The organism is Pseudomonas sp. E45-MNA-CIBAN-0222 (assembly GCF_040310405.1).
GTDB lineage: Bacteria > Pseudomonadota > Gammaproteobacteria > Pseudomonadales > Pseudomonadaceae > Stutzerimonas > Stutzerimonas stutzeri_AC.
Window position 1 is genome coordinate 256,376 of sequence record NZ_JBEOPU010000007.1, and the last position, 19,315, is coordinate 275,690.

Genomic DNA, 19,315 nt, shown 5'->3' on the forward strand with positions numbered 1-19,315 from the left:
TTTGCGTCAGATATGCAGGATGAATTCGCGGACCAGCTTGCTGCCGAAATACGCCAGCATCAGCAGGCAGAAACCGACCAGCGTCCAGCGGATGGCTTTGTAGCCGCGCCAGCCAAGTTGGTGGCGGCCCCACAGTAGCAAGCCAAAGACGACCCAGGCGACCACCGAGAGGAGTGTCTTATGGACCAGGTGCTGAGCTAAAAGGTCATCGAGAAACAGCCATCCGGATAGTAGTGAAGCGGACAGCAATACCCAGCCCGCCCAGAGAAAGCCGAACAGTAGGCTTTCCATTGTCTGCAACGGTGGAAAGTTGCGGATTAGACCGGAGGGGTGCTTGTGCTTGAGATGATGATCCTGCAGCAGCAACAGCAAGGACTGGAACACAGCAATGGTCAGCATGCCGTAGGCCAGAATCGACAGCAGGATGTGCGCGAGTATGCCGGGTTCCTCGGCGATCGCCGGTGCCGTGCCCGACGGCGCGAACTGTGCGAAGAGCACGGTCAAACAGCCCAGCGGAAAAAGCAATAGCAGCAGATTCTCTACCGGCATTCGGTACAGTGCCAGCAAGATCAGCAAGATGACTGCCGCAGCAATCAGGCTCGACGCGGTGAAAAAGTCGAGGTGCAAGCCACTCGGTGAGAGCAGTTGCATAAACAGGCTGGTGCCGTGGGCGAGCAGGGCGAGCAAGCCAATGGCAAGCAGCAGGCGTTTGTCCGGCGCGGCGCGTTGTGCCAGGCGCAAACTTTGATAACCCGTGACGCCGGCGTAAAGCGCAGCGGCGGCAAGGCTGGGTAGCAGAGGGTGCATAAGTTCCGGTAACGGGCTCGAAAGGTCGTGAGTGTGGCACAAAGACCCGAGGCGCAAAAGCCGGCGGCAGTGTACTGATCGTCACATCGGGCCCGGGTGCTAAGCGAGATTGGCTCTCAACGCCGTTATGCAAAAGCAAGTCAAGCCTTGGTAAAACCGAAAAGCGATGCAGTCGGGGTACCGGCCCGGCGCTTCCACCTTCTATAATCGCGCCCTTCAGCACATCCAGCGTGGAATGGCTCATGTTCGAAAACCTAACCGATCGCCTCTCACAAACGCTTCGCCATGTCACCGGCAAGGCCAAGCTGACTGAGGACAACATCAAGGACACACTGCGTGAAGTGCGGATGGCCCTACTTGAGGCCGACGTTGCACTGCCGGTGGTCAAGGAGTTCGTCAATCGGGTCAAGGAGCGCGCAGTCGGCACTGAGGTGTCGAAGAGTCTGACGCCGGGGCAGGCGTTCGTGAAAATCGTTCGTGCCGAGCTGGAAGAGTTGATGGGCGCGGCGAACGAGGATCTGGCGCTTCAGGTAACGCCGCCGGCAGTGGTGCTCATGGCTGGTCTGCAGGGGGCGGGTAAGACCACCACCGTGGGCAAGCTGGCGCGCTTTCTCAAGGAGCGTAAGAAGAAGACGGTGCTGGTGGTGTCTGCGGACGTGTATCGCCCGGCAGCCATCAAGCAGCTCGAGACGCTGGCGGCTGAAGTTGGTGTCACCTTCTTCCCGTCCGATATCAGCCAGAAGCCAGTGGATATCGCCCAGGCAGCGATTCGCGAAGCTAAGCTCAAATTCATCGATGTGGTGCTGGTGGATACCGCTGGGCGATTGGCGATCGACGCCGAGATGATGGCTGAGATCCAGGCAGTTCATGCCGCGATCAATCCAGCCGAGACGCTATTCGTCGTAGATGCCATGACCGGCCAGGACGCGGCGAATACCGCACGTGCGTTCGGCGAGGCGTTGCCGCTGACTGGTGTCGTGCTCACCAAGGTCGACGGTGACGCCCGTGGCGGCGCGGCGCTGTCGGTGCGCCATGTGACTGGCAAGCCGATCAAGTTCCTTGGTATGGGCGAAAAGAGCGACGCCCTGGAGCCTTTCCATCCGGATCGTATTGCGTCGCGCATCCTCGGTATGGGCGATGTCCTCAGCCTCATCGAGCAGGCCGAGCAAACCCTTGATCGTGAAAAGGCCGAGAAGCTCACCAAGAAGCTCAAGAAGGGCAAGGGCTTCGACCTTGAAGACTTCCGCGACCAGCTGCAGCAAATGAAGAACATGGGTGGTCTTGGCGGACTGATGGACAAGTTGCCATCGATCGGTGGCGTCAATCTGTCGCAGATGGGGCATGCCCAGGGTGCGGCGGAGAAGCAGTTCAAGCAGATGGAGGCGATCATCAACTCGATGACCCCCGCCGAGCGGCGTAATCCCGATATCATCAGCGGCTCGCGCAAGCGTCGAATTGCTATGGGCTCCGGCACTCAGGTGCAGGACATCGGTCGTCTCATCAAGCAGCACAAGCAGATGCAGAAGATGATGAAGAAAGTCACCGGCAAGGGCGGCATGGCCAAGATGATGCGCGGCATGGGCGGAATGCTACCAGGCGGTGGTATGCCGAAATTCTAGAGTGCCGCAGCGAATGGTCATGGGCCTGGGTAGGGGTGAAAAGACTTCCTCTTGCCTGCGGTCCGGTGTTGCGCTGGTCTGCCTGACGCCATTAGTAAAAGAGTTTGCAAAATCCCCGGCATTCCTTAAAATGTGCGGCCTTTCGGGCCTAGGCCCATTTTAAGTAAGTGTGTGCCTTAAGTTAGCACCGACTACAGGAACGATGTTCACATGGTAACTATTCGTCTCGCCCGTGGCGGCTCCAAGAAGCGCCCTTTCTACCACCTGACCGTGACCAACAGCCGCAACCCGCGCGATGGTCGCTTCGTCGAGCGCATCGGTTTCTTCAACCCGATCGCTTCCGGTGCGGAAGTGAAGCTTTCTGTAAACCAGGAGCGCGCTACTTACTGGCTGAGCCAGGGCGCACAGCCGTCTGAGCGCGTTGCTCAGCTGCTGAAGGAAGCTGCTAAGGCCGCTGCCTGAATCACATGAATGCAACGTCTGCTCCGGCCGATGACCTGGTCGTCATAGGCAAGATCGTTTCGGTGCATGGCGTGCGCGGTGACGTAAAGGTCTATTCCTTTACCGATCCGATCGACAATCTGCTGGGCTATCGCCGCTGGACGCTGAGGCGAGGTGACGAGGTCAAGCAGATCGAGTTGATCAAGGGGCGCCTCCAGGGAAAGATTCTGGTGGCAACGCTCAAGGGCTTGGATGACCGCGAAGTTGCGCGTACCTACGCTGACTTCGAGATCTGTGTCCCGCGTAGCGAACTGCCCGACTTGGACGACGGTGAGTACTACTGGTATCAGCTCTTGGGTTTGAAGGTGTTTAACCAGGCCGCGCAATTGCTCGGTGTGGTAGACCACCTGCTCGAAACTGGAGCTAACGACGTTCTTGTCGTCCAGCCTTGTGCTGGCAGCCTGGATGATCGTGAGCGACTGCTGCCTTACACCGATCAGTGTGTGTTGAAGATCGATTTGGAAGCAGGCGAGATGCAGGTCGATTGGGACGCGGATTTCTGAACGGCATGGCCGCTTTGCGCGTTGAAGTCATCAGCCTGTTCCCTGAAATGTTCGCAGCTATATGCGACTACGGGATTACCAGTCGTGCAGTAAAGCAGGGGTTGTTGCAGCTGAGCTGCTGGAACCCTAGAAGCTACACCGAAGACCGCCACCAGACCGTGGACGACCGACCATTTGGCGGCGGCCCGGGCATGGTGATGAAGATCAAGCCGCTCGAGCTTGCGTTGGCTGATGCCAAACAAGCCGCGGGCGAGACGGCGAGGGTGATTTACCTTTCGCCGCAGGGGCGCCAGCTGAAGCAGGCTGATGTCCGCGAAATGGCGAACGAGGATGCACTCATCCTTATAGCTGGTCGTTACGAAGGTATCGACGAGCGCTTCATCGAAGCGCACGTGGATGAGGAATGGTCGATCGGTGATTACGTATTGTCCGGTGGCGAGCTGCCGGCAATGGTGCTGATCGATGCGGTGACCAGGTTGCTTCCGGGCGCCCTTGGTCATGCTGGTTCCGCCGAGGAGGATTCGTTTACCGACGGCCTGCTCGACTGTCCGCACTACACGCGACCTGAGGTGTATGCGGATAAATGTGTTCCTGAGGTGCTGCTTAGCGGCAACCATGAACACATCCGGCGTTGGCGCTTGCAGCAGTCCCTTGGAAGGACCTGGGAGCGACGCGCTGATCTTCTGGATAGCCGCTCGCTTTCTGGAGAAGAACAGAAGCTGCTGGCGGAATACATCCGCCAGCGGGACGATAGTTAACGTATCGATGGCAGCCCACCGGGTTGACCTTAGGAGCACAGCATGACCAACAAGATCATTCAGCAGCTCGAAGCCGAGCAGATGACCAAAGAAATCCCGCCGTTCGCGCCGGGTGACACCGTGATCGTTCAGGTGAAGGTGAAGGAAGGCGACCGTCAGCGTCTGCAGGCTTTCGAAGGCGTAGTGATTGGCAAGCGTAACCGCGGCCTGAACAGTGCTTTCACCGTTCGTAAGATCTCCAACGGTGTGGGCGTCGAGCGTACCTTCCAGAGCTACAGCCCGATGGTCGAAAGCATCAGCGTCAAGCGCCGCGGTGACGTGCGCAAAGCCAAGCTGTACTACCTCCGCGCGCTGTCCGGCAAGGCCGCACGCATCAAGGAAAAGCTGGTTTAATACCGCTTCTTCCAATAAAAAGCAGCCTACGGGCTGCTTTTTTCGTTTATGCCCTTTCGTTAATGAGGCGCTTATCCCGGTCAGCTGGGCGGAGGTGCCCGGTGGTATGGATGCGCGCGGGCTGTGCTCTGGCAGTGGCGAGCCGCGTATGGAAAACTGTCACGCCTTACTTTCATTGAAGCTTTCATGCCCGCTCTCGACGATCCCATTATCGACCGTTACCTCGATGCCCTCTGGTTGGAAAAAGGCCTGGCGGACAATAGTCGCGAGGCCTATCGCAGTGACCTCGCGCTATTCAATGGGTGGCTGAGTGAGCGCGGTGTGAAGTTGGCGGTGGCTGAGCGCGAGATCATTCTTGATCACCTCGCGTGGCGGTTGAACAATGGTTACAAGGCGCGATCTACCGCGCGGTTCCTGTCGGGGTTGCGAGGTTTCTACCGCTACCTGTTGCGCGAGGGGGATGTCGCCGTGGACCCGACCTTGCGAGTTGACCTGCCGCGGCTTGGGCGGCCCTTGCCTAAGGCGTTGTCTGAATCCGATGTGGAAGCGCTGCTAGCGGCGCCGGATATTGGTGACCCGCTTGGTTTGCGTGATCGAGCGATGCTTGAGGTGCTCTACGCCTGCGGTTTGCGAGTGACTGAGCTGATCAGCCTGACGCTGGAGCAGGTCAGTGTGCGGCAGGGCGTGCTGCGTACTTTCGGCAAGGGCAGCAAGGAGCGGCTCGTGCCCCTCGGTGATGAGGCTCTGCACTGGCTGGAGCGTTACCAGCGCGACGCACGCGATCAGCTGCTCGCCGGCAAGCCGAGTGACGTGATGTTCCCCAGTCTGCGTGGTGTACAGATGACCCGCCAGACGTTCTGGCATCGGATAAAGCTGCACGCCAAGGTCGCCGGGGTCGCGGCCTCGATTTCACCGCATACGCTGCGTCATGCGTTCGCTACGCATTTGCTCAACCATGGTGCGGATCTACGCACCGTGCAGATGCTGCTCGGCCATAGTGATCTGTCGACTACTCAGATTTACACCCATATCGCCCGTGCGCGCTTGCAAGAGCTGCATGCGACGCATCATCCGCGAGGCTAAGCTGGCGTCGGCTGCTGCTCGCAGCGGCGTGCCGGCATGTTCGGTGGGTGCATGTAACTCCTTCGCCCGTTCCGTCGCTGGCTGAGCTCAGGCAGACGTTGGCGACGCAGCCAGCAGTTTGTGGTGCACTGCTATGTTAGGCTTTGCGTCTTTCCTTGATCGTCGCTGCCAGGAGTTCCCATGGGCGTGATTCGTTTGTTCGCTGCCGCCGCTTTCGGTCTGGCCAGCACCGTTGTAATGGCCGCCGATCCGGATCAGGCAATTCGGCAGTCGTTGCAGAAGATCCAGCCGGACATGCCTATTGAGGCGATTGCCGAGAGCCCGATGCCAGGGGTCTATCAAGTCCAGCTGCAGGGCGGCCGGCAGCTGTATGCCAGTGCCGATGGGCAGTTCCTGATCCAGGGCTATCTTTACCAGTTCAAGGACGGTCAGGCTGTCAATCTGACCGAGCAGGCGCAGAGCAAGTCGGTTGCCAAACAGATCAATTCAATTCCGGCCGGTGAGATGGTGGTATTTGCACCCAAGAACCCCAAGACCCATATCACCGTGTTTACCGATACCGATTGTGGCTACTGTCAGAAGCTGCACAGTGAAGTGCCGCAGCTGAACCGTTTGGGCGTGGAAGTCCGCTACGTGGCCTTCCCGCGGCAAGGAATGGGTAGTCATGGGGCCAATACCCTGACCAGCGTGTGGTGTGCCAAGGATCGTCAGGACGCCATGAACAAGGCCAAGGCTCGTGAGGACCTGGCTGCGGCTAGTTGTGAGACGCCGATCGCCAAGCAGTACGAGCTGGGTCAGATGATCGGTGTGCAGGGCACGCCGGCCATCATCCTTGCAAATGGGCAGATGATTCCCGGCTATCAGCCGGCGGCGCAGCTGGCCGAGGTCGCGCTCGCGGCCGAGTGAGGGGCTGGCCATTGGTCCGATTACCCCGGGCCGAAGGGTGGCCTTGGAACTGCGTGGCCTGTCGCGTTCAAACCCTTTAGGTCTGAACGAGGTAGGTCGCGATGAAGCTCGAAGGTTCCTGTCACTGTCAGGCGGTGCGATTCAGTCTTGAGTCTGCACAGCCCTATCCTTTTATGCGCTGTTACTGCTCGATTTGTCGCAAGACGGCGGGCGGTGGTGGCTACGCCATCAATCTCGGCGGCGACTATAGAACCCTGCAGGTTGAAGGTCGTGAGCATCTCGGTGTCTATCAGGCGCGGCTAACCGATCCGCAAACGGGTGAGGTGAGCGTCAGCGAGGGGCGCCGTAATTTCTGCAGGCTTTGCGCCAGTGCACTGTGGTTGTGGGATCCGACCTGGCCCGATTTGATGCACCCGTTTGCTAGCGCAATCGACACCGATCTGCCCATACCGCCGGAGCATACGCATCTGATGCTCGACTCCAAGGCAAGCTGGGTCGAGCCGCACGTGCAGGCGGCGGATGATCGCTGCTTTGCCGAGTATCCTGATGAGTCGCTCGCGCAATGGCATCAGCGCTTGGGTCTTGGCGGCTCATCTCGCTAGCCGCGGGCCGCGGCCGATTGACTAAAAGCTGCTCCCTTCGTAATGTGCGACTCTTTTGTCGATCGGCAAGTCCGATCGCTTCGCTGTGAATGGGGAGTTCAGCTTGAAACCGGTGAAAGTTGGCATCTGTGGGCTGGGAACCGTCGGTGGCGGTACCTTTAATGTGCTCAAACGCAACGCCGAGGAGATTGCCCGCCGTGCCGGGCGCGGAATCGAGGTTGCGCAGATTGCCACTCGGCATCCGAACCCCAAGTGCGATACCGGTGCGACGCCCGTTACGGCGAACCTCTTCGATGTGGTGAACAACCCTGAGATCGATATCATCGTCGAGTTGATCGGTGGCTACACCGTGGCCAAGGAGCTGGTGCTCAAGGCTATCGAGAACGGTAAGCACGTGGTCACTGCCAACAAGGCGCTGATCGCTGTGCACGGTAACGAGATCTTCGCCAAGGCGCGCGAGAAGGGCGTAATCGTTGCCTTCGAGGCCTCGGTCGCGGGTGGCATCCCTGTTATCAAGGCGATTCGTGAAGGGCTGGCCGGCAACCGCATCAACTGGCTGGCTGGCATTATCAATGGTACCGGTAACTTCATTCTCACTGAGATGCGCGAGAAAGGGCGTACTTTCGAGGACGTGCTCAAGGAAGCCCAGGAGCTGGGCTATGCCGAGGCTGACCCGACTTTCGATGTCGAGGGTATCGACGCTGCGCACAAGTTGACCATCCTGGCCTCGATCGCTTTCGGTATTCCGCTGCAGTTCGACAAGGCCTACACCGAAGGTATCGCGCGGCTGACCACGGCTGACGTGAACTACGCCGAGGCGCTGGGTTATCGCATCAAGCACCTGGGTGTCGCTCGGCGCACCGATGCCGGTATCGAGTTGCGCGTCCATCCCACGTTGATTCCAGCCGACCGCTTGATCGCCAACGTCAATGGCGTGATGAATGCCGTTATGGTCAATGGCGATGCTGTCGGCAGCACGCTCTACTACGGCGCGGGTGCTGGCATGGATCCGACCGCCTCGGCAGTGGTTGCCGACCTGGTAGATGTCACCCGCGCGTTGACCACCGACCCGAATAACCGTGTGCCGCATCTGGCGTTTCAGCCGGACTCGTTGTCCGACCATCCGATTCTGCCCATCAGCGCCTGCGAAAGCGCTTACTACTTGCGGATCCAGGCCAAGGATCATCCGGGCGTGCTGGCTCAGGTTGCGAGCATCCTTTCTGAGCGCGGGATCAACATCGAATCGATCATGCAAAAAGAGGCTGAGGAGCAGGACGGCCTGGTGCCGGTCATTCTGGTTACCCATCGAGTGGTCGAGCAGCGCATCGACGATGCCATCGCTGCGCTGGAAGCGCTCGACGATGTAGTGGACAAGGTCGTGCGCATCCGCGTCGAACAGCTCAATTAACCATGCTGCAGGCCGCAAGCTGCAGGCATGGAACAGCCTGACGCCTGCAGTGTGAGCCTGCCGCGCAAACCGAAGGTTTGATGAAATGCGCTACATCAGCACTCGTGGCCAGGCGCCAGCCCTGAATTTTGAAGACGTTCTGCTTACTGGTCTGGCCAGCGATGGCGGCCTTTTCGTGCCGGAGAACCTGCCCCGTTTTACCGTGGAAGAAATCGCTTCCTGGGCCGGTCTGCCGTATCACGAGCTTGCCTTCCGGGTCATGCGGCCGTTCGTTGCCGGTAGTATTCCTGATGCCGACTTCAAGAAAATTCTGGAAGAGACCTACGGTGTCTTCGCCCACAGCGCCATCGCCCCGCTGCGCCAGCTGAATGGCAACGAGTGGGTGCTCGAGCTGTTCCACGGTCCGACCCTGGCGTTCAAGGATTTCGCCCTGCAGCTGCTCGGCCGCCTGCTCGATTACGTGTTGGCCAAGCGTGGCGAGCGCGTCGTGATCATGGGCGCGACCTCCGGCGATACCGGTTCGGCCGCCATCGAAGGCTGCCGTCGTTGCGAGAACGTCGACATCTTCATCTTGCATCCGCACCAGCGCGTATCCGAAGTGCAGCGTCGGCAGATGACCACGATTTTCGGTGAGAACATCCACAACATCGCCATCGAAGGCAATTTCGATGACTGTCAAGAGATGGTCAAGGCCAGCTTCGCTGACCAGGGCTTCCTCAAGGGCACTCGCCTGGTGGCGGTCAACTCGATCAACTGGGCGCGAATCATGGCCCAGATCGTCTACTACTTCCATGCTGCGCTGCAGCTCGGCGGCCCAGCGCGTTCAGTGGCGTTCTCGGTGCCAACCGGCAATTTCGGCGACATTTTCGCCGGCTACCTGGCGCGTAACATGGGCCTGCCGATCAATCAGCTGATCGTCGCCACCAACCGCAACGATATCCTGCACCGCTTCATGTCCGGCAATCGCTACGACAAGGACACCCTGCACGCATCGCTGTCGCCGTCGATGGACATCATGGTGTCGTCGAATTTCGAGCGTCTGCTGTTCGACCTGCACGGTCGCAATGGCAAGGCGGTGGCTGAGCTGCTGGATGGCTTCAGGGCCAGCGGCAAGCTATCGGTGGAAGAGGAGCGCTGGACCGAAGCACGCAAGCTGTTCGATTCGCTGGCAGTGGATGATGAGCAGACTTGCGCCACCATCGCCCAGGTTTTCAAGGAAACAGGCGAGGTGCTCGATCCGCACACTGCCATCGGCGTGCATGCCGCACGCGAATGCCGTCGCAGCCTGAGCATCCCGATGGTGACGTTGGGTACCGCCCACCCAGTGAAATTCCCGGATGCGGTAGAAAAGGCGGGTATTGGCCAGGCACTTGCCCTGCCGGCGCACCTGGCTGACCTGTTCGAACGCAACGAGCGTTGCACGGTGCTGCCGAACGAACTGAAGGCTGTTCAGGCCTTCGTTGGCCAGCACGGCAACCGAGGCAAGCCGCTCTAACGTCGCGGTTATACGAAAAAGGCCAGTCGCGTGACTGGCCTTTTTCGTTTCTGGCGTCGATCTCGACAGCTGGCATTCAGAGCCGCGCTGCCGCCCTGGACCCCAGACGTTACTCGTCAAACTCCTCCCAACCGCCCATTTCTCGCCAGCGATTGACGATGCCGCAGAACAGCTCGGCGGTCTTTTCGGTGTCGTAGCGGGCCGAGTGAGCTTCGCGGCCGTCAAAGTCGATCCCGGCAGTCTGGCAAGCCTTTGCCAGTACGGTCTGGCCGTAGGCGAGGCCGGCAAGGGTAGCCGTATCAAAGCTGGAGAACGGGTGAAACGGGTTGCGCTTGATCTCACAGCGCGCGATTGCGGCGTTGAGGAAGCCGAGATCGAAGCTGCTGTTATGGCCTACCAGAATCGCGCGCTTGCAGCCGGCAGATTTAACCGCCTTGCGAACGCTGCGGAAGATATCGGTCAGCGCCTGCGATTCCGGCACGGCCATGCGCAGCGGATGGTCGAGCTTGATGCCGGTGAACTCCAGCGCGGCTGGCTCGATGTTGGCACCAGCGAAAGGCTCCACGCGGTAGAACAGCGTGTCCTGCGGATACAGCAGGCCTTGTTCGTCCATCCCTATAGTCACGGCAGCGATTTCCAGCAACGCGTCTGTCGCGCTGTTGAAGCCGCCACATTCCACGTCGATCACCACAGGCAGGAAACCACGGAAACGCCGCGCCATGGGCGAGCGGGGTTTGCCAGGCAGGTGCTCCTCGAGTTCGTCTTCGAAGTGTTCTTCACTTTCACTCATGCGTTTGCCTCCAGACGCCAGTGCAGCCGCTCTCCGGCTCGCAGTGGTACAACGATCTGCTCGCCGAACGGCAGACTGGCCGGCACATGCCATTCCTCGCGTACCAAGGTGATCTGCGTGGTGTTGCGTGGCAGACCATAGAAATCCGGACCGAAATGACTGGCGAACGGTTCCAGCTTGTCCAGCGCCTGGCGCTGTTCGAAGGCTTCAGCGTACAGCTCGATGGCGGCATGGGCGGTGTAGCAGCCAGCGCAACCGCAGGCCGCTTCCTTGGCATGCTGTGCGTGGGGGGCAGAGTCGGTGCCGAGGAAGAACTTGGGGCTGCCGCTGGTGGCAGCATCCAGCAACGCTTCTTGATGGACGTTGCGCTTGAGAACCGGCAGGCAGAATAGATGCGGGCGAATACCGCCCACTAGCATATGGTTGCGGTTGTACAGCAAATGATGCGCAGTGATGGTGGCACCGACGTTGGCGCTGGCTGCTTCGACGAACTGCACGGCGTCGCGCGTGGTGATGTGCTCGAACACCACCTTCAACGTTGGGAAGCGTGCGGTAACGCGGCTCAACTGCTCGTCGATGAAGTACTTCTCGCGGTCGAATATATCGATCTCGCTGCGCGTGACTTCGCCGTGGACCAGCAATGGCAGACCGACTTCGGCCATGGTTTCCAGCACGCCAAAGATGTTGTCGATTGCCGTCACACCTGACGCCGAGTTGGTGGTTGCGCCGGCTGGATAGAGCTTGGCCGCATGCACGAGGCCGCTGGCCTTGGCCGTACGGATATCGTCGGGGCTGGTACTGTCGGTGAGGTACAACACCATCAATGGCTCGAAACCACTGCCGGCTGGGCGAGCCGCCAGGATGCGCTGGCGATAGGCCTCAGCCTCGTCGGCATTGCGTACCGGAGGCACCAGATTCGGCATGATGATGGCGCGGGCGAACTGGCGAGCAGCATCCGCGACGGTGTGAGGCAGGACAGCGCCATCGCGCAGGTGAATGTGCCAGTCGTCGGGGCGCAGCAGTGTGATTCGGTCGGACATGCAGGGTTTCCAGGCGGGTGAAACGTGCGCGAATGCTACCGGAAAAGCCCGGGCGCGGCATCTTGCCTTCGTCTGCCGGAATAGGGTCGCTGACGCCGCAGTGCTCAAGTTTGCGGGTCGGGCACCGATACCTAGAAGGAATACGCATCCTCTCGGAGTTCATCGTGCGCCTGCGCCCTCTCGTACTGTTGTGCCTGCTCGCTTCACCGGCCAACGCCCTGACATTCCAGACCCGACTGGAGCGGGTGCAATGGCAGGTGGAAGGCGATCAGTTCGAATGCCGGCTGACGCAGCCTATCGCCGGCTTCGGCAGTGGTGAGTTCGTGCGCCGTGCCGGCGAGCAAGCGGTGTTCCGTCTACACTCGCCGGAGCGCTGGCTAGGCGCGGGGTCGGCCACCCTTCTCGCCGCTGCAGCACCGTGGCAACCCTCACGCAGCGATATCAATCTTGGCGTCGTCTCCGTAGGCGGCGGCGATATTCCGTTCAATAGCACCCAACTACAGGCTGGACGGCTGCTCAGCGGCCTGCTCGAAGGACGCAGTCCGGTGGTACGGCATCGCACGCTGCACGGCGGCGATACACTGGAGATTCGTCTGTTGCCGGCGCGTTTTGGTAAAGCCTACGAGGACTATCGCGCCTGCACGGCCAAGCTGCTGCCAGTCAACTTTGAACAGGTGCGCCAGTCGCAGATCGGATTTCCGAGCAGCGACGTGGTACTGGATGCGCAGGGGCGCGCCAGACTCGATATCGTCCTGCAATACATGCGCGCCGATCCCAGTGTGAATCGCATCGAGCTGGACGGGCACTCGGACAATAGCGGCAACCGCCTGCTCAATCGCGACCTGTCCCGCCGCCGCGCACTGGCGGTACAGGATTACCTGATCGCCAACGGTGTGCCGGAAGAGCAGATCACGCTGCGCTTCCATGGCGAGCGCTATCCAGTAGTTGCCAACAGTAGCGAGGCCAATCGTGCCAAGAATCGGCGGGTCACGTTGCGCCTGGAACGTGGCGCAGCGCCCCCGGCGGCGTCCAATGCCGCTGCCACTCCTTCATCCTGAGTGCGCGCGCAATGGCGCGCCCCTGTAAAAGCCAGCCCATGACCGGTAGAATCCCAGGCTTTCCGTACAACCCGTGGAGCTGATGGCATGGCGGACGTTAAGAAGGTAGTTCTGGCCTATTCCGGTGGCCTGGACACCTCGGTGATTCTCAAGTGGCTGCAAGACACCTATAACTGTGAAGTGGTGACCTTCACCGCCGACCTCGGCCAGGGCGAAGAAGTGGAGCCGGCGCGCACCAAGGCGCAGGCTCTGGGCGTCAAGGAGATCTACATCGATGACCTGCGCGAAGAGTTCGTTCGCGACTTCGTCTTCCCCATGTTCCGCGCCAACACCGTGTACGAAGGCGAATACCTGCTGGGCACCTCGATTGCCCGTCCGCTGATCGCCAAGCGCCTGATTGAAATCGCCAATGAAACCGGCGCTGACGCCATCTCCCACGGCGCCACCGGCAAGGGTAACGACCAGGTGCGTTTCGAGCTGGGTGCTTATGCGCTCAAGCCTGGCGTCAAAGTGATCGCCCCTTGGCGCGAATGGGATCTGCTGTCGCGTGAGAAACTGATGGATTACGCCGAGAAGCACGCCATCCCGATCGAGCGCCACGGCAAGAAGAAATCGCCGTATTCCATGGATGCCAACCTGCTGCACATTTCCTACGAGGGCGGTGTGCTGGAAGACACCTGGACCGAGCATGAAGAGGACATGTGGAAGTGGACTGTCTCTCCTGAAGCAGCTCCAGACGCACCGACCTATATCGAGCTGACCTACCGCAAGGGCGACATCGTTGCCATCGACGGCAAGGACATGACTCCGGCTCAGGTCCTGGCCGAGCTGAATCGCATCGGCGGTGAAAATGGCATCGGCCGCCTCGACATCGTCGAGAACCGTTATGTCGGCATGAAGTCCCGCGGTTGCTACGAGACGCCCGGCGGCACCATCATGCTCAAGGCCCACCGCGCCATCGAGTCGATCACTCTGGACCGCGAAGTCGCTCATCTGAAAGACGAGCTGATGCCCAAGTACGCCAGCCTGATCTACAACGGCTACTGGTGGAGCCCGGAACGCAGCATGCTGCAGCAGATGATCGACGCGTCCCAGGTCAATGTAAACGGCGTTGTGCGCCTGAAGCTGTACAAGGGCAACGTCATCGTCGTCGGTCGCAAGTCTGACGATTCGCTGTTCGACGCTAATATCGCAACCTTCGAAGAGGATGGCGGCGCCTACAACCAGGCGGACGCTGGCGGCTTCATCAAGCTTAATGCGCTGCGCATGCGCATCGCTGCTGGAAAGGGCCGCACCCAGTTCTGATAAGCTGGCGCGCCTGAGCCAACCGACCCCGGCCACGTGCCGGGGTTGTACTTTCTGCACTGCCACAAGCGCTGCCGAACGAGGAGACCTGAATCATGAGACTGCTGCATACCATGCTGCGTGTCGGCGATATGGAAAAGTCCATCGCCTTCTATACCGAAGTGTTGGGCATGACCCTGCTGCGCCGCAAAGACTATCCGGACGGAAAATTCACCCTGGCCTTCGTCGGCTACGGCGACGAGGCACATAACAGTGTGATCGAATTGACCCATAACTGGGGTGTCGAGACGTACGAACTGGGCAATGGCTACGGCCATATCGCCCTGGAAGTGGAAGATGTCTACAAGGCCTGCGAGGACATTCGTGCCCGTGGCGGCAAGATCACCCGCGAGCCGGGACCGATGATGCACGGCTCCAGCATCCTGGCGTTCGTCGAGGACCCGGATGGCTACAAGATCGAACTCTTGTCGCCGAAGCGCGCCGACTGACCGACGAATATGAAAAAGCCCCTTTCGGGGCTTTTTTCGTTTATAGATCGAAGTCGAAGTCGTTCAACTGCTTCTGCAGGCGGCGTTCCTCCAGCAGGTTGTCGATGATTCGACGCTTGGTCAGATTGGTCTTGGCGACCTCGACGGGAGCTTCACTGCTCTCATCGTCATCTTCGGCGATGAAATCGTCTTCGATCTGAATGTCTTCTTTCTCGGCCACTTGTTCACTCCAAGGCTACGGGGCGCTCTTGGCGCACCTTATAGCCGCAAAATCGAAGCCGGTAAAAAAGTTTTTTTCAATCGTGTTGCAAGCTTTTCACTAGCGCGCTCAATCGTCCGACGTCTTATGCTTGTATTCGCACAGGTCCTCGATCCGGCAGCTGCCACATTGGGGTTTGCGTGCCTTGCAGACATAGCGTCCGTGCAGGATCAACCAATGGTGAGCATCGAGCAGGTAATCCTTGGGCACGAAGCGGATCAACTTTCGCTCGACCTCCAAGACATTCTTGCCTGGGGCGATGCCTGTGCGGTTGCTGACCCGAAAGATGTGCGTGTCCACCGCCATGGTGAATTGGCGGAACGCCGTGTTCAGTACCACGTTGGCAGTTTTGCGGCCCACACCGGGCAGGGCTTCCAGGGCTTCGCGATTGTCCGGTACCTGGCTGCCGTGCTTCTCGATCAGGATGCGGCAGGTCTCGATGACGTTCTTCGCCTTGCTCGGATACAAGCCGATGGTGCGGATATACTCGCATAGGCCGTCGTAGCCGAGCGCGTAGATCGCCTCCGGGGTGTTGGCCACGGGGTAGAGCCTGGCCGTGGCCTTGTTGACTCCGACGTCGGTGGCCTGGGCTGAAAGGATCACAGCAATGAGCAATTCGAAGGGGGTGCTGTAGGCCAGCTCTGTCTTCGGCTCGGGATTGTCTTCATGCAGGCGGCGGAAGATCTCCCGACGTTTTTCGGCATTCATCGCGCCAAGCTCACTCGATCACGCCGGTCACGCGCACGCGGCGGCTGGCAGCCGGAGCGGCGGGTTGTGCAGCGCGGGCGCGTTCTGCGAGTTGCTGGTCGATACGGTTCTTCAGGGCGATCAACAGGCCGAGCACGATGAATGCACCCGGCGGCAGGATCGCCAGCAGAAAGCCCTTGTAGTCGCTGAACAGAGTGATCTGCCAGTCAGCGGCGACCGGGCCGAACAGCAAGTGCATGTTCGCAAACAGCGCGCCGGTCCCGAACAGTTCGCGCAGGCCGCCGAGTACCACCAGAACCAGACAGAAGCCCACGCCCATGACCAGACCATCGAAGCCCGCGATCAGCGGGTTGTGCTTGGCGGCGAAACCGTCGGCGCGTCCAAGGATCACGCAGTTGGTGGTGATCAGCGGGATGAAAATGCCGAGGATCTGATACAGCTCGTAGGTAAAGGCCTGCATCAGCAGCTCGATGCAGGTGGTCAGCGCAGCGATGATCATCACGAATGCCGGCAGACGTACCGCGGTATTGACCACCCCGCGCACCAGTGAGACGCCGATGTTCGAACAGGTCAGCACCAGCATTGTCGCCAGGCCGAGTCCGAGGGCGTTGACCGCCGAGTTGCTGACGCCGAGCAGCGGGCAGAGCCCGAGCAGCTGCACCAGTGCCGGGTTGTTCTTCCACAGACCGTTGACGGTCAATTCGCTATAGCTGGGTGTGCTCATGGCTGATCCCCTTGCGGCTCGGCTTCAGGCTCGGTGGTGCGCAGTTCGTCGCGCGTGCCGGCACTGCCGGCCCGGGAATGCACGGTGGTTTCCTCAGGTTCGCTGCGGCGTTCCAGGGCCGCGCCAGTGTCCTCGATCGCTTCGCCGCCGGTTGTCAGCAGCTCAGCCTTGTGCGCATCGAAGTACTGCAAGGCGCGGTGCACGGCGCCGACGACGGCACGGGGGGTGATGGTGGCGCCAGCGAATTGGTCGAACTCGCCGCGGTCCTTCTTCACTGCCCAGCCTTCAGCCGCCGGACTGCTCAGCGACTTGCCATCGAAACTGCGAATCCACGGACTCTTCGCCAATTCGATCTTGTCGCCCAGGCCTGGCGTTTCACGATGGCCGATGACCCGGACACCGGCGACCCTGCCGTCGGCGTGAATGCCCACCAACAGATGAATCGCGCCGCTGTAGCCGTCGGGCGCGATGGCCTGGAGGATTACGGCGCTCGGGCGACCATCCTTGATCGCGACATAAGCGGGCAGCGGACTTCTATTGCCGAGCAGGCGGTCCTGAATCAGCACACTGTCGTCGAGCAGGTGATTGTCATAACTGCCAGCGGGCAGAATTTCGCCCAGTGCGCGAACCTGCGCGGCGCGTTCGGCGGCCTGGATGCGTTCGGCAGTGCCTTGCTGGAGCAGTGTCACCGCGCCCACCGTGACGACTGCGAACAGGCCCAGCACCGCGGCGTTCTTCAGCATGGAACGGCTGATTTCCGGAAGCATCATGTCATTCGCCCAGCTTGAAGCCGCGCTCAGCCTTACGGTGGCCGTAGGTGCGCGGGCGGGTGTAGTAGTCGATGGTAGGTGCCGCCAGGTTCATCAGCAGTACCCCGAAGGCCACGCCGTCCGGATAACCACCCCAGGCGCGGATGACATAGACCAGAATTCCGACACCGGCACCGAAGATAAGGCGCCCACGCGGGCTGGTGGCGCTGCTGACCGGATCTGTAACGATGAAGAATGCGCCGAGCATGGTGGCGCCGCTGAGCAGATGGAACAACGGCGAGCCGTTGCTATCGGAGCCTGAGCCGTTCCAGAACACCAGACTCATTAACACCAGGGCAGCGAGCATGCCGACCGGCGCGTGCCAGCTGAACAGCCTTTTGTGCAGCAAGAACAGGCCGCCGGCCAGGAATGCCAGATTCACCACTTCCGAACCGATGCCGCCGAAGTGGCCGAACGCCGGGTTGCTCCACAACTCGTCGATGGTCAGGCTTTTGTTCACCTTCAGTACGTCGAGCGCCGTGGCCTGGGTCCAGCCATCGGGCAGCGAGGCGATGCCGAGGATGTGCTGCAGGCCGGCGCCCAATCCAACGCTGTGCGGCACAGGCCAGGTGGTCATTTCCACCGGGAAGGAAATCAGCACCACCACGTAGCCGATCATTGCCGGGTTAAAGGGGTTCTGGCCGAGGCCGCCATACAGCTGTTTGCCGAAGACCACCGCGCAGCCGGTTGCAATCAGCGTCAGCCACCAGGGTGAGTAGGGTGGCAACGCGAGGGCCAGCAGCACCGCGGTAACCAGCACGCTGCCATCGCGGAGAAAAAAACCTACAGGGCGCTGGCGCAGCTTCAGAATGGCTGCTTCGAAACCGAGTGCGGCCAGGCAAGCCCAGGCGAGGTTGATCAACGTACCTGCACCGTAAAGCCAGGTCAGCACGACCACGCCGGGTAGGGTGGCCGCGAGCACCAGCAGCATGACGCGCTGGGTACGGCTGGGGCCCTTGGCATGGGGCGAAGTGATGCGGGGCAGGGCCATTGGCTCTCCGGTTCTAAAGCGTTGGCTGGGTGTAGGCCAGGCAGCCTACGCCTTGTATCCGATCTTGTTGGTATCTCACCCAGGCGACGAAGGCTGGTGCCGTTTCGAACCGTGGGTTCATGAGTCCTGATATTCCGCCATCTGGCGTTCCGCTTCGCTCAACCGTGCGCGGGCAGCGTCCATAACGGAGGGCTCTGCGCTCTCGTCGCGCTCGAGTTTGCGCAGATCGGCTCGGGCAAAAGCGAGCTCAGTCTTGAGCGCGCGCTGGCGCTCATCGACTCCCGGCTTGCTGGTTCGCACCAGCTCGGGCGCAGGTTTTTGCGCAGCATCCTCGGCGGCGTGCAGGGCCTGCTCCGCTGCGCTCAGCGCATCACGCAGGCGACTGAGCTCCGGCTCTTCGGCGCCAGCTTTCTCGGCTTTCTTGAGCTCGGAGCGCTTCATCGCCAGTTCGATCTTGGCTTTCTTTAGCGCATCGTCAGCGGCTGGCTTGGCGGCTGGTGTTGACGCGGTAGTCTGCGCGGCGCTGAGGACCTGCTCGGCTTCGTGTAGTTGCTGACGCAGGTGGGCGAGCTCGGCCTGCTGATCGTCATCCGGCGTCTCGACTTTCTCTAGTTTGCGGATCTGCGCCTTGAGCATGGCGGCTTCGATCTTGGCCTTTTTCAGTGCCTCGTCGTCCGCTGGCTTGGCGGCGGGTGCCGGCGCTGCACTCTGCGCGGCGCTCAGCGCCTGTTCGGCTTCGTTCAGTTGCTGACGCAGGCGGGCGAGCTCAGTCTGCTGATCGTCATCTAGTGCTTCGAGCTTCTCCAGCTTGCGGATCTGCGCCTTGAGCATGGCGGCTTCGATCTTGGCCTTCTTCAGAGTCTCGTCGTCCGCTGGCTTGGCGGCGGGTGCGGGCGCGGCACTCTGCGCGGCGCTCAACGCCTGCTCGGCTTCGCTCAGTTGCTGACGCAGGCGGGCGAGCTCAGTCTGCTGACCGTCATCCGGTGCTTCAAGCTTCTCCAGCTTGCGGATCTGCGCCTTGAGCATGGCGGCTTCGATCTTGGCCTTCTTCAGAGTCTCGTCGTCCGC

21 protein-coding genes and 1 pseudogene are annotated in these 19,315 nt (G+C 60.6%); 13 read left to right on the forward strand and 9 right to left on the reverse strand.

Annotated features, from left to right (window positions below; genetic code table 11):
• Positions 1 to 6 precede the first annotated feature (6 nt).
• Entirely contained in the window at positions 7 to 807 is an 801-nt protein-coding gene (locus AAEZ08_RS13125) for a cytochrome C assembly family protein (RefSeq protein ID WP_003282950.1), read from the reverse strand.
• Positions 808 to 1,049: 242 nt separating this feature from the next.
• On the opposite strand from AAEZ08_RS13125, the gene ffh reads away from it, so the two are divergent.
• The 10 genes from ffh (at position 1,050) to thrC (ending at position 10,075) form a co-directional block, all read left to right on the forward strand.
• Entirely contained in the window at positions 1,050 to 2,426 is a 1,377-nt protein-coding gene (gene ffh, locus AAEZ08_RS13130; RefSeq protein WP_003282952.1) for a signal recognition particle protein, read from the forward strand.
• Between the two features lie 210 nt (positions 2,427 to 2,636).
• Entirely contained in the window at positions 2,637 to 2,888 is a 252-nt protein-coding gene (gene rpsP / locus AAEZ08_RS13135; protein ID WP_003282953.1) for a 30S ribosomal protein S16, read from the forward strand.
• Between the two features lie 5 nt (positions 2,889 to 2,893).
• Positions 2,894 to 3,430: a ribosome maturation factor RimM gene (gene rimM / locus AAEZ08_RS13140; RefSeq protein ID WP_058063949.1), complete on the forward strand. Its 537-nt coding sequence runs from the start codon at positions 2,894 to 2,896 to the stop codon at positions 3,428 to 3,430.
• Between the two features lie 5 nt (positions 3,431 to 3,435).
• Positions 3,436 to 4,188 carry a tRNA (guanosine(37)-N1)-methyltransferase TrmD gene (trmD, locus tag AAEZ08_RS13145; protein ID WP_181066252.1) on the forward strand — a complete coding sequence of 251 codons (753 nt, stop codon included), beginning with the start codon at positions 3,436 to 3,438 and terminating at the stop codon, positions 4,186 to 4,188.
• Between the two features lie 42 nt (positions 4,189 to 4,230).
• Positions 4,231 to 4,581 (forward strand): 50S ribosomal protein L19, encoded by a 351-nt coding sequence (rplS, locus tag AAEZ08_RS13150; RefSeq protein WP_003282957.1) that lies wholly within the window; start codon positions 4,231 to 4,233, stop codon positions 4,579 to 4,581.
• 186 nt (positions 4,582 to 4,767) lie between these two features.
• The gene (gene xerD, locus AAEZ08_RS13155) at positions 4,768 to 5,664 is read left to right on the forward strand and encodes a site-specific tyrosine recombinase XerD (RefSeq protein ID WP_500124440.1); all 897 of its coding nucleotides are present in this window, start codon (positions 4,768 to 4,770) and stop codon (positions 5,662 to 5,664) included.
• 180 nt (positions 5,665 to 5,844) lie between these two features.
• Positions 5,845 to 6,570 carry a thioredoxin fold domain-containing protein gene (locus AAEZ08_RS13160; RefSeq protein ID WP_003282959.1) on the forward strand — a complete coding sequence of 242 codons (726 nt, stop codon included), beginning with the start codon at positions 5,845 to 5,847 and terminating at the stop codon, positions 6,568 to 6,570.
• Positions 6,571 to 6,671: 101 nt separating this feature from the next.
• Positions 6,672 to 7,172, forward strand: a complete 501-nt coding sequence (locus AAEZ08_RS13165; RefSeq protein ID WP_181066171.1) for a GFA family protein — start codon at positions 6,672 to 6,674, stop codon at positions 7,170 to 7,172.
• Positions 7,173 to 7,275: 103 nt separating this feature from the next.
• On the forward strand, positions 7,276 to 8,580 hold the full coding sequence (locus AAEZ08_RS13170; RefSeq protein WP_003282962.1) for a homoserine dehydrogenase: 1,305 nt from the start codon (positions 7,276 to 7,278) through the stop codon (positions 8,578 to 8,580).
• A gap of 85 nt (positions 8,581 to 8,665) precedes the next feature.
• On the forward strand, positions 8,666 to 10,075 hold the full coding sequence (gene thrC, locus AAEZ08_RS13175) for a threonine synthase (protein ID WP_181066170.1): 1,410 nt from the start codon (positions 8,666 to 8,668) through the stop codon (positions 10,073 to 10,075).
• 109 nt (positions 10,076 to 10,184) lie between these two features.
• Here thrC and rnt read toward each other — a convergent pair whose 3' ends face one another.
• Together rnt and pyrC are read right to left on the reverse strand one after the other, a co-directional pair.
• Positions 10,185 to 10,865, reverse strand: coding sequence for a ribonuclease T (gene rnt, locus AAEZ08_RS13180; RefSeq protein ID WP_058063954.1), 681 nt, complete (start codon positions 10,863 to 10,865; stop codon positions 10,185 to 10,187).
• Positions 10,862 to 11,905 carry a dihydroorotase gene (pyrC, locus tag AAEZ08_RS13185; RefSeq protein WP_500124444.1) on the reverse strand — a complete coding sequence of 348 codons (1,044 nt, stop codon included), beginning with the start codon at positions 11,903 to 11,905 and terminating at the stop codon, positions 10,862 to 10,864. Before pyrC ends, rnt begins: the two co-directional genes overlap by 4 nt.
• 164 nt (positions 11,906 to 12,069) lie before the next feature.
• On the opposite strand from pyrC, the gene AAEZ08_RS13190 reads away from it, so the two are divergent.
• From AAEZ08_RS13190 to gloA, 3 genes are all read left to right on the forward strand, one after another.
• Positions 12,070 to 12,963, forward strand: a complete 894-nt coding sequence (locus tag AAEZ08_RS13190) for a flagellar protein MotY (RefSeq protein WP_500124446.1) — start codon at positions 12,070 to 12,072, stop codon at positions 12,961 to 12,963.
• Positions 12,964 to 13,050: 87 nt separating this feature from the next.
• Positions 13,051 to 14,268 carry an argininosuccinate synthase gene (locus AAEZ08_RS13195; RefSeq protein WP_003282967.1) on the forward strand — a complete coding sequence of 406 codons (1,218 nt, stop codon included), beginning with the start codon at positions 13,051 to 13,053 and terminating at the stop codon, positions 14,266 to 14,268.
• A gap of 95 nt (positions 14,269 to 14,363) precedes the next feature.
• Positions 14,364 to 14,756 (forward strand): lactoylglutathione lyase, encoded by a 393-nt coding sequence (gene gloA, locus AAEZ08_RS13200; RefSeq protein ID WP_003282968.1) that lies wholly within the window; start codon positions 14,364 to 14,366, stop codon positions 14,754 to 14,756.
• Positions 14,757 to 14,796: 40 nt separating this feature from the next.
• Here gloA and AAEZ08_RS13205 read toward each other — a convergent pair whose 3' ends face one another.
• From AAEZ08_RS13205 to AAEZ08_RS13230, 6 genes and pseudogenes are all read right to left on the reverse strand, one after another.
• On the reverse strand, positions 14,797 to 14,976 hold the full coding sequence (locus AAEZ08_RS13205) for a PA3496 family putative envelope integrity protein (RefSeq protein ID WP_003282969.1): 180 nt from the start codon (positions 14,974 to 14,976) through the stop codon (positions 14,797 to 14,799).
• Positions 14,977 to 15,084: 108 nt separating this feature from the next.
• Positions 15,085 to 15,723 carry an endonuclease III gene (nth, locus tag AAEZ08_RS13210; protein ID WP_003282971.1) on the reverse strand — a complete coding sequence of 213 codons (639 nt, stop codon included), beginning with the start codon at positions 15,721 to 15,723 and terminating at the stop codon, positions 15,085 to 15,087.
• A gap of 10 nt (positions 15,724 to 15,733) precedes the next feature.
• Positions 15,734 to 16,447 carry an electron transport complex subunit E gene (locus tag AAEZ08_RS13215; protein ID WP_058063958.1) on the reverse strand — a complete coding sequence of 238 codons (714 nt, stop codon included), beginning with the start codon at positions 16,445 to 16,447 and terminating at the stop codon, positions 15,734 to 15,736.
• Positions 16,444 to 17,217: an electron transport complex subunit RsxG gene (gene rsxG, locus AAEZ08_RS13220; RefSeq protein ID WP_058063959.1), complete on the reverse strand. Its 774-nt coding sequence runs from the start codon at positions 17,215 to 17,217 to the stop codon at positions 16,444 to 16,446. Before rsxG ends, AAEZ08_RS13215 begins: the two co-directional genes overlap by 4 nt.
• 1 nt (position 17,218) lies before the next feature.
• Complete coding sequence (locus AAEZ08_RS13225) at positions 17,219 to 18,247, reverse strand: RnfABCDGE type electron transport complex subunit D (RefSeq protein ID WP_003282975.1); 1,029 nt, start codon at positions 18,245 to 18,247, stop codon at positions 17,219 to 17,221.
• A 117-nt stretch (positions 18,248 to 18,364) separates the two neighbouring features.
• Positions 18,365 to 19,315 (reverse strand): annotated as a pseudogene (locus AAEZ08_RS13230) (electron transport complex subunit RsxC); the annotation flags it as partial.

What these genes read in the sequence shown, in the direction of transcription:
- gloA (WP_003282968.1), top strand. Translation starts at nt 14,364, where the DNA reads ATGAGACTGCTGCATACCATGCTGCGTGTCGGCGATATGGAAAAGTCC.
- rimM (WP_058063949.1), top strand. Translation starts at nt 2,894, where the DNA reads ATGAATGCAACGTCTGCTCCGGCCGATGACCTGGTCGTCATAGGCAAG.
- pyrC (WP_500124444.1), bottom strand. Translation starts at nt 11,905, where the DNA reads ATGTCCGACCGAATCACACTGCTGCGCCCCGACGACTGGCACATTCAC.
- trmD (WP_181066252.1), top strand. Translation starts at nt 3,436, where the DNA reads ATGGCCGCTTTGCGCGTTGAAGTCATCAGCCTGTTCCCTGAAATGTTC.
- rnt (WP_058063954.1), bottom strand. Translation starts at nt 10,865, where the DNA reads ATGAGTGAAAGTGAAGAACACTTCGAAGACGAACTCGAGGAGCACCTG.
- AAEZ08_RS13225 (WP_003282975.1), bottom strand. Translation starts at nt 18,247, where the DNA reads ATGGCCCTGCCCCGCATCACTTCGCCCCATGCCAAGGGCCCCAGCCGT.
- AAEZ08_RS13165 (WP_181066171.1), top strand. Translation starts at nt 6,672, where the DNA reads ATGAAGCTCGAAGGTTCCTGTCACTGTCAGGCGGTGCGATTCAGTCTT.
- AAEZ08_RS13195 (WP_003282967.1), top strand. Translation starts at nt 13,051, where the DNA reads ATGGCGGACGTTAAGAAGGTAGTTCTGGCCTATTCCGGTGGCCTGGAC.
- AAEZ08_RS13125 (WP_003282950.1), bottom strand. Translation starts at nt 807, where the DNA reads ATGCACCCTCTGCTACCCAGCCTTGCCGCCGCTGCGCTTTACGCCGGC.
- rplS (WP_003282957.1), top strand. Translation starts at nt 4,231, where the DNA reads ATGACCAACAAGATCATTCAGCAGCTCGAAGCCGAGCAGATGACCAAA.
- nth (WP_003282971.1), bottom strand. Translation starts at nt 15,723, where the DNA reads ATGAATGCCGAAAAACGTCGGGAGATCTTCCGCCGCCTGCATGAAGAC.
- thrC (WP_181066170.1), top strand. Translation starts at nt 8,666, where the DNA reads ATGCGCTACATCAGCACTCGTGGCCAGGCGCCAGCCCTGAATTTTGAA.
- rpsP (WP_003282953.1), top strand. Translation starts at nt 2,637, where the DNA reads ATGGTAACTATTCGTCTCGCCCGTGGCGGCTCCAAGAAGCGCCCTTTC.
- rsxG (WP_058063959.1), bottom strand. Translation starts at nt 17,217, where the DNA reads ATGATGCTTCCGGAAATCAGCCGTTCCATGCTGAAGAACGCCGCGGTG.
- AAEZ08_RS13160 (WP_003282959.1), top strand. Translation starts at nt 5,845, where the DNA reads ATGGGCGTGATTCGTTTGTTCGCTGCCGCCGCTTTCGGTCTGGCCAGC.
- xerD (WP_500124440.1), top strand. Translation starts at nt 4,768, where the DNA reads ATGCCCGCTCTCGACGATCCCATTATCGACCGTTACCTCGATGCCCTC.
- ffh (WP_003282952.1), top strand. Translation starts at nt 1,050, where the DNA reads ATGTTCGAAAACCTAACCGATCGCCTCTCACAAACGCTTCGCCATGTC.
- AAEZ08_RS13215 (WP_058063958.1), bottom strand. Translation starts at nt 16,447, where the DNA reads ATGAGCACACCCAGCTATAGCGAATTGACCGTCAACGGTCTGTGGAAG.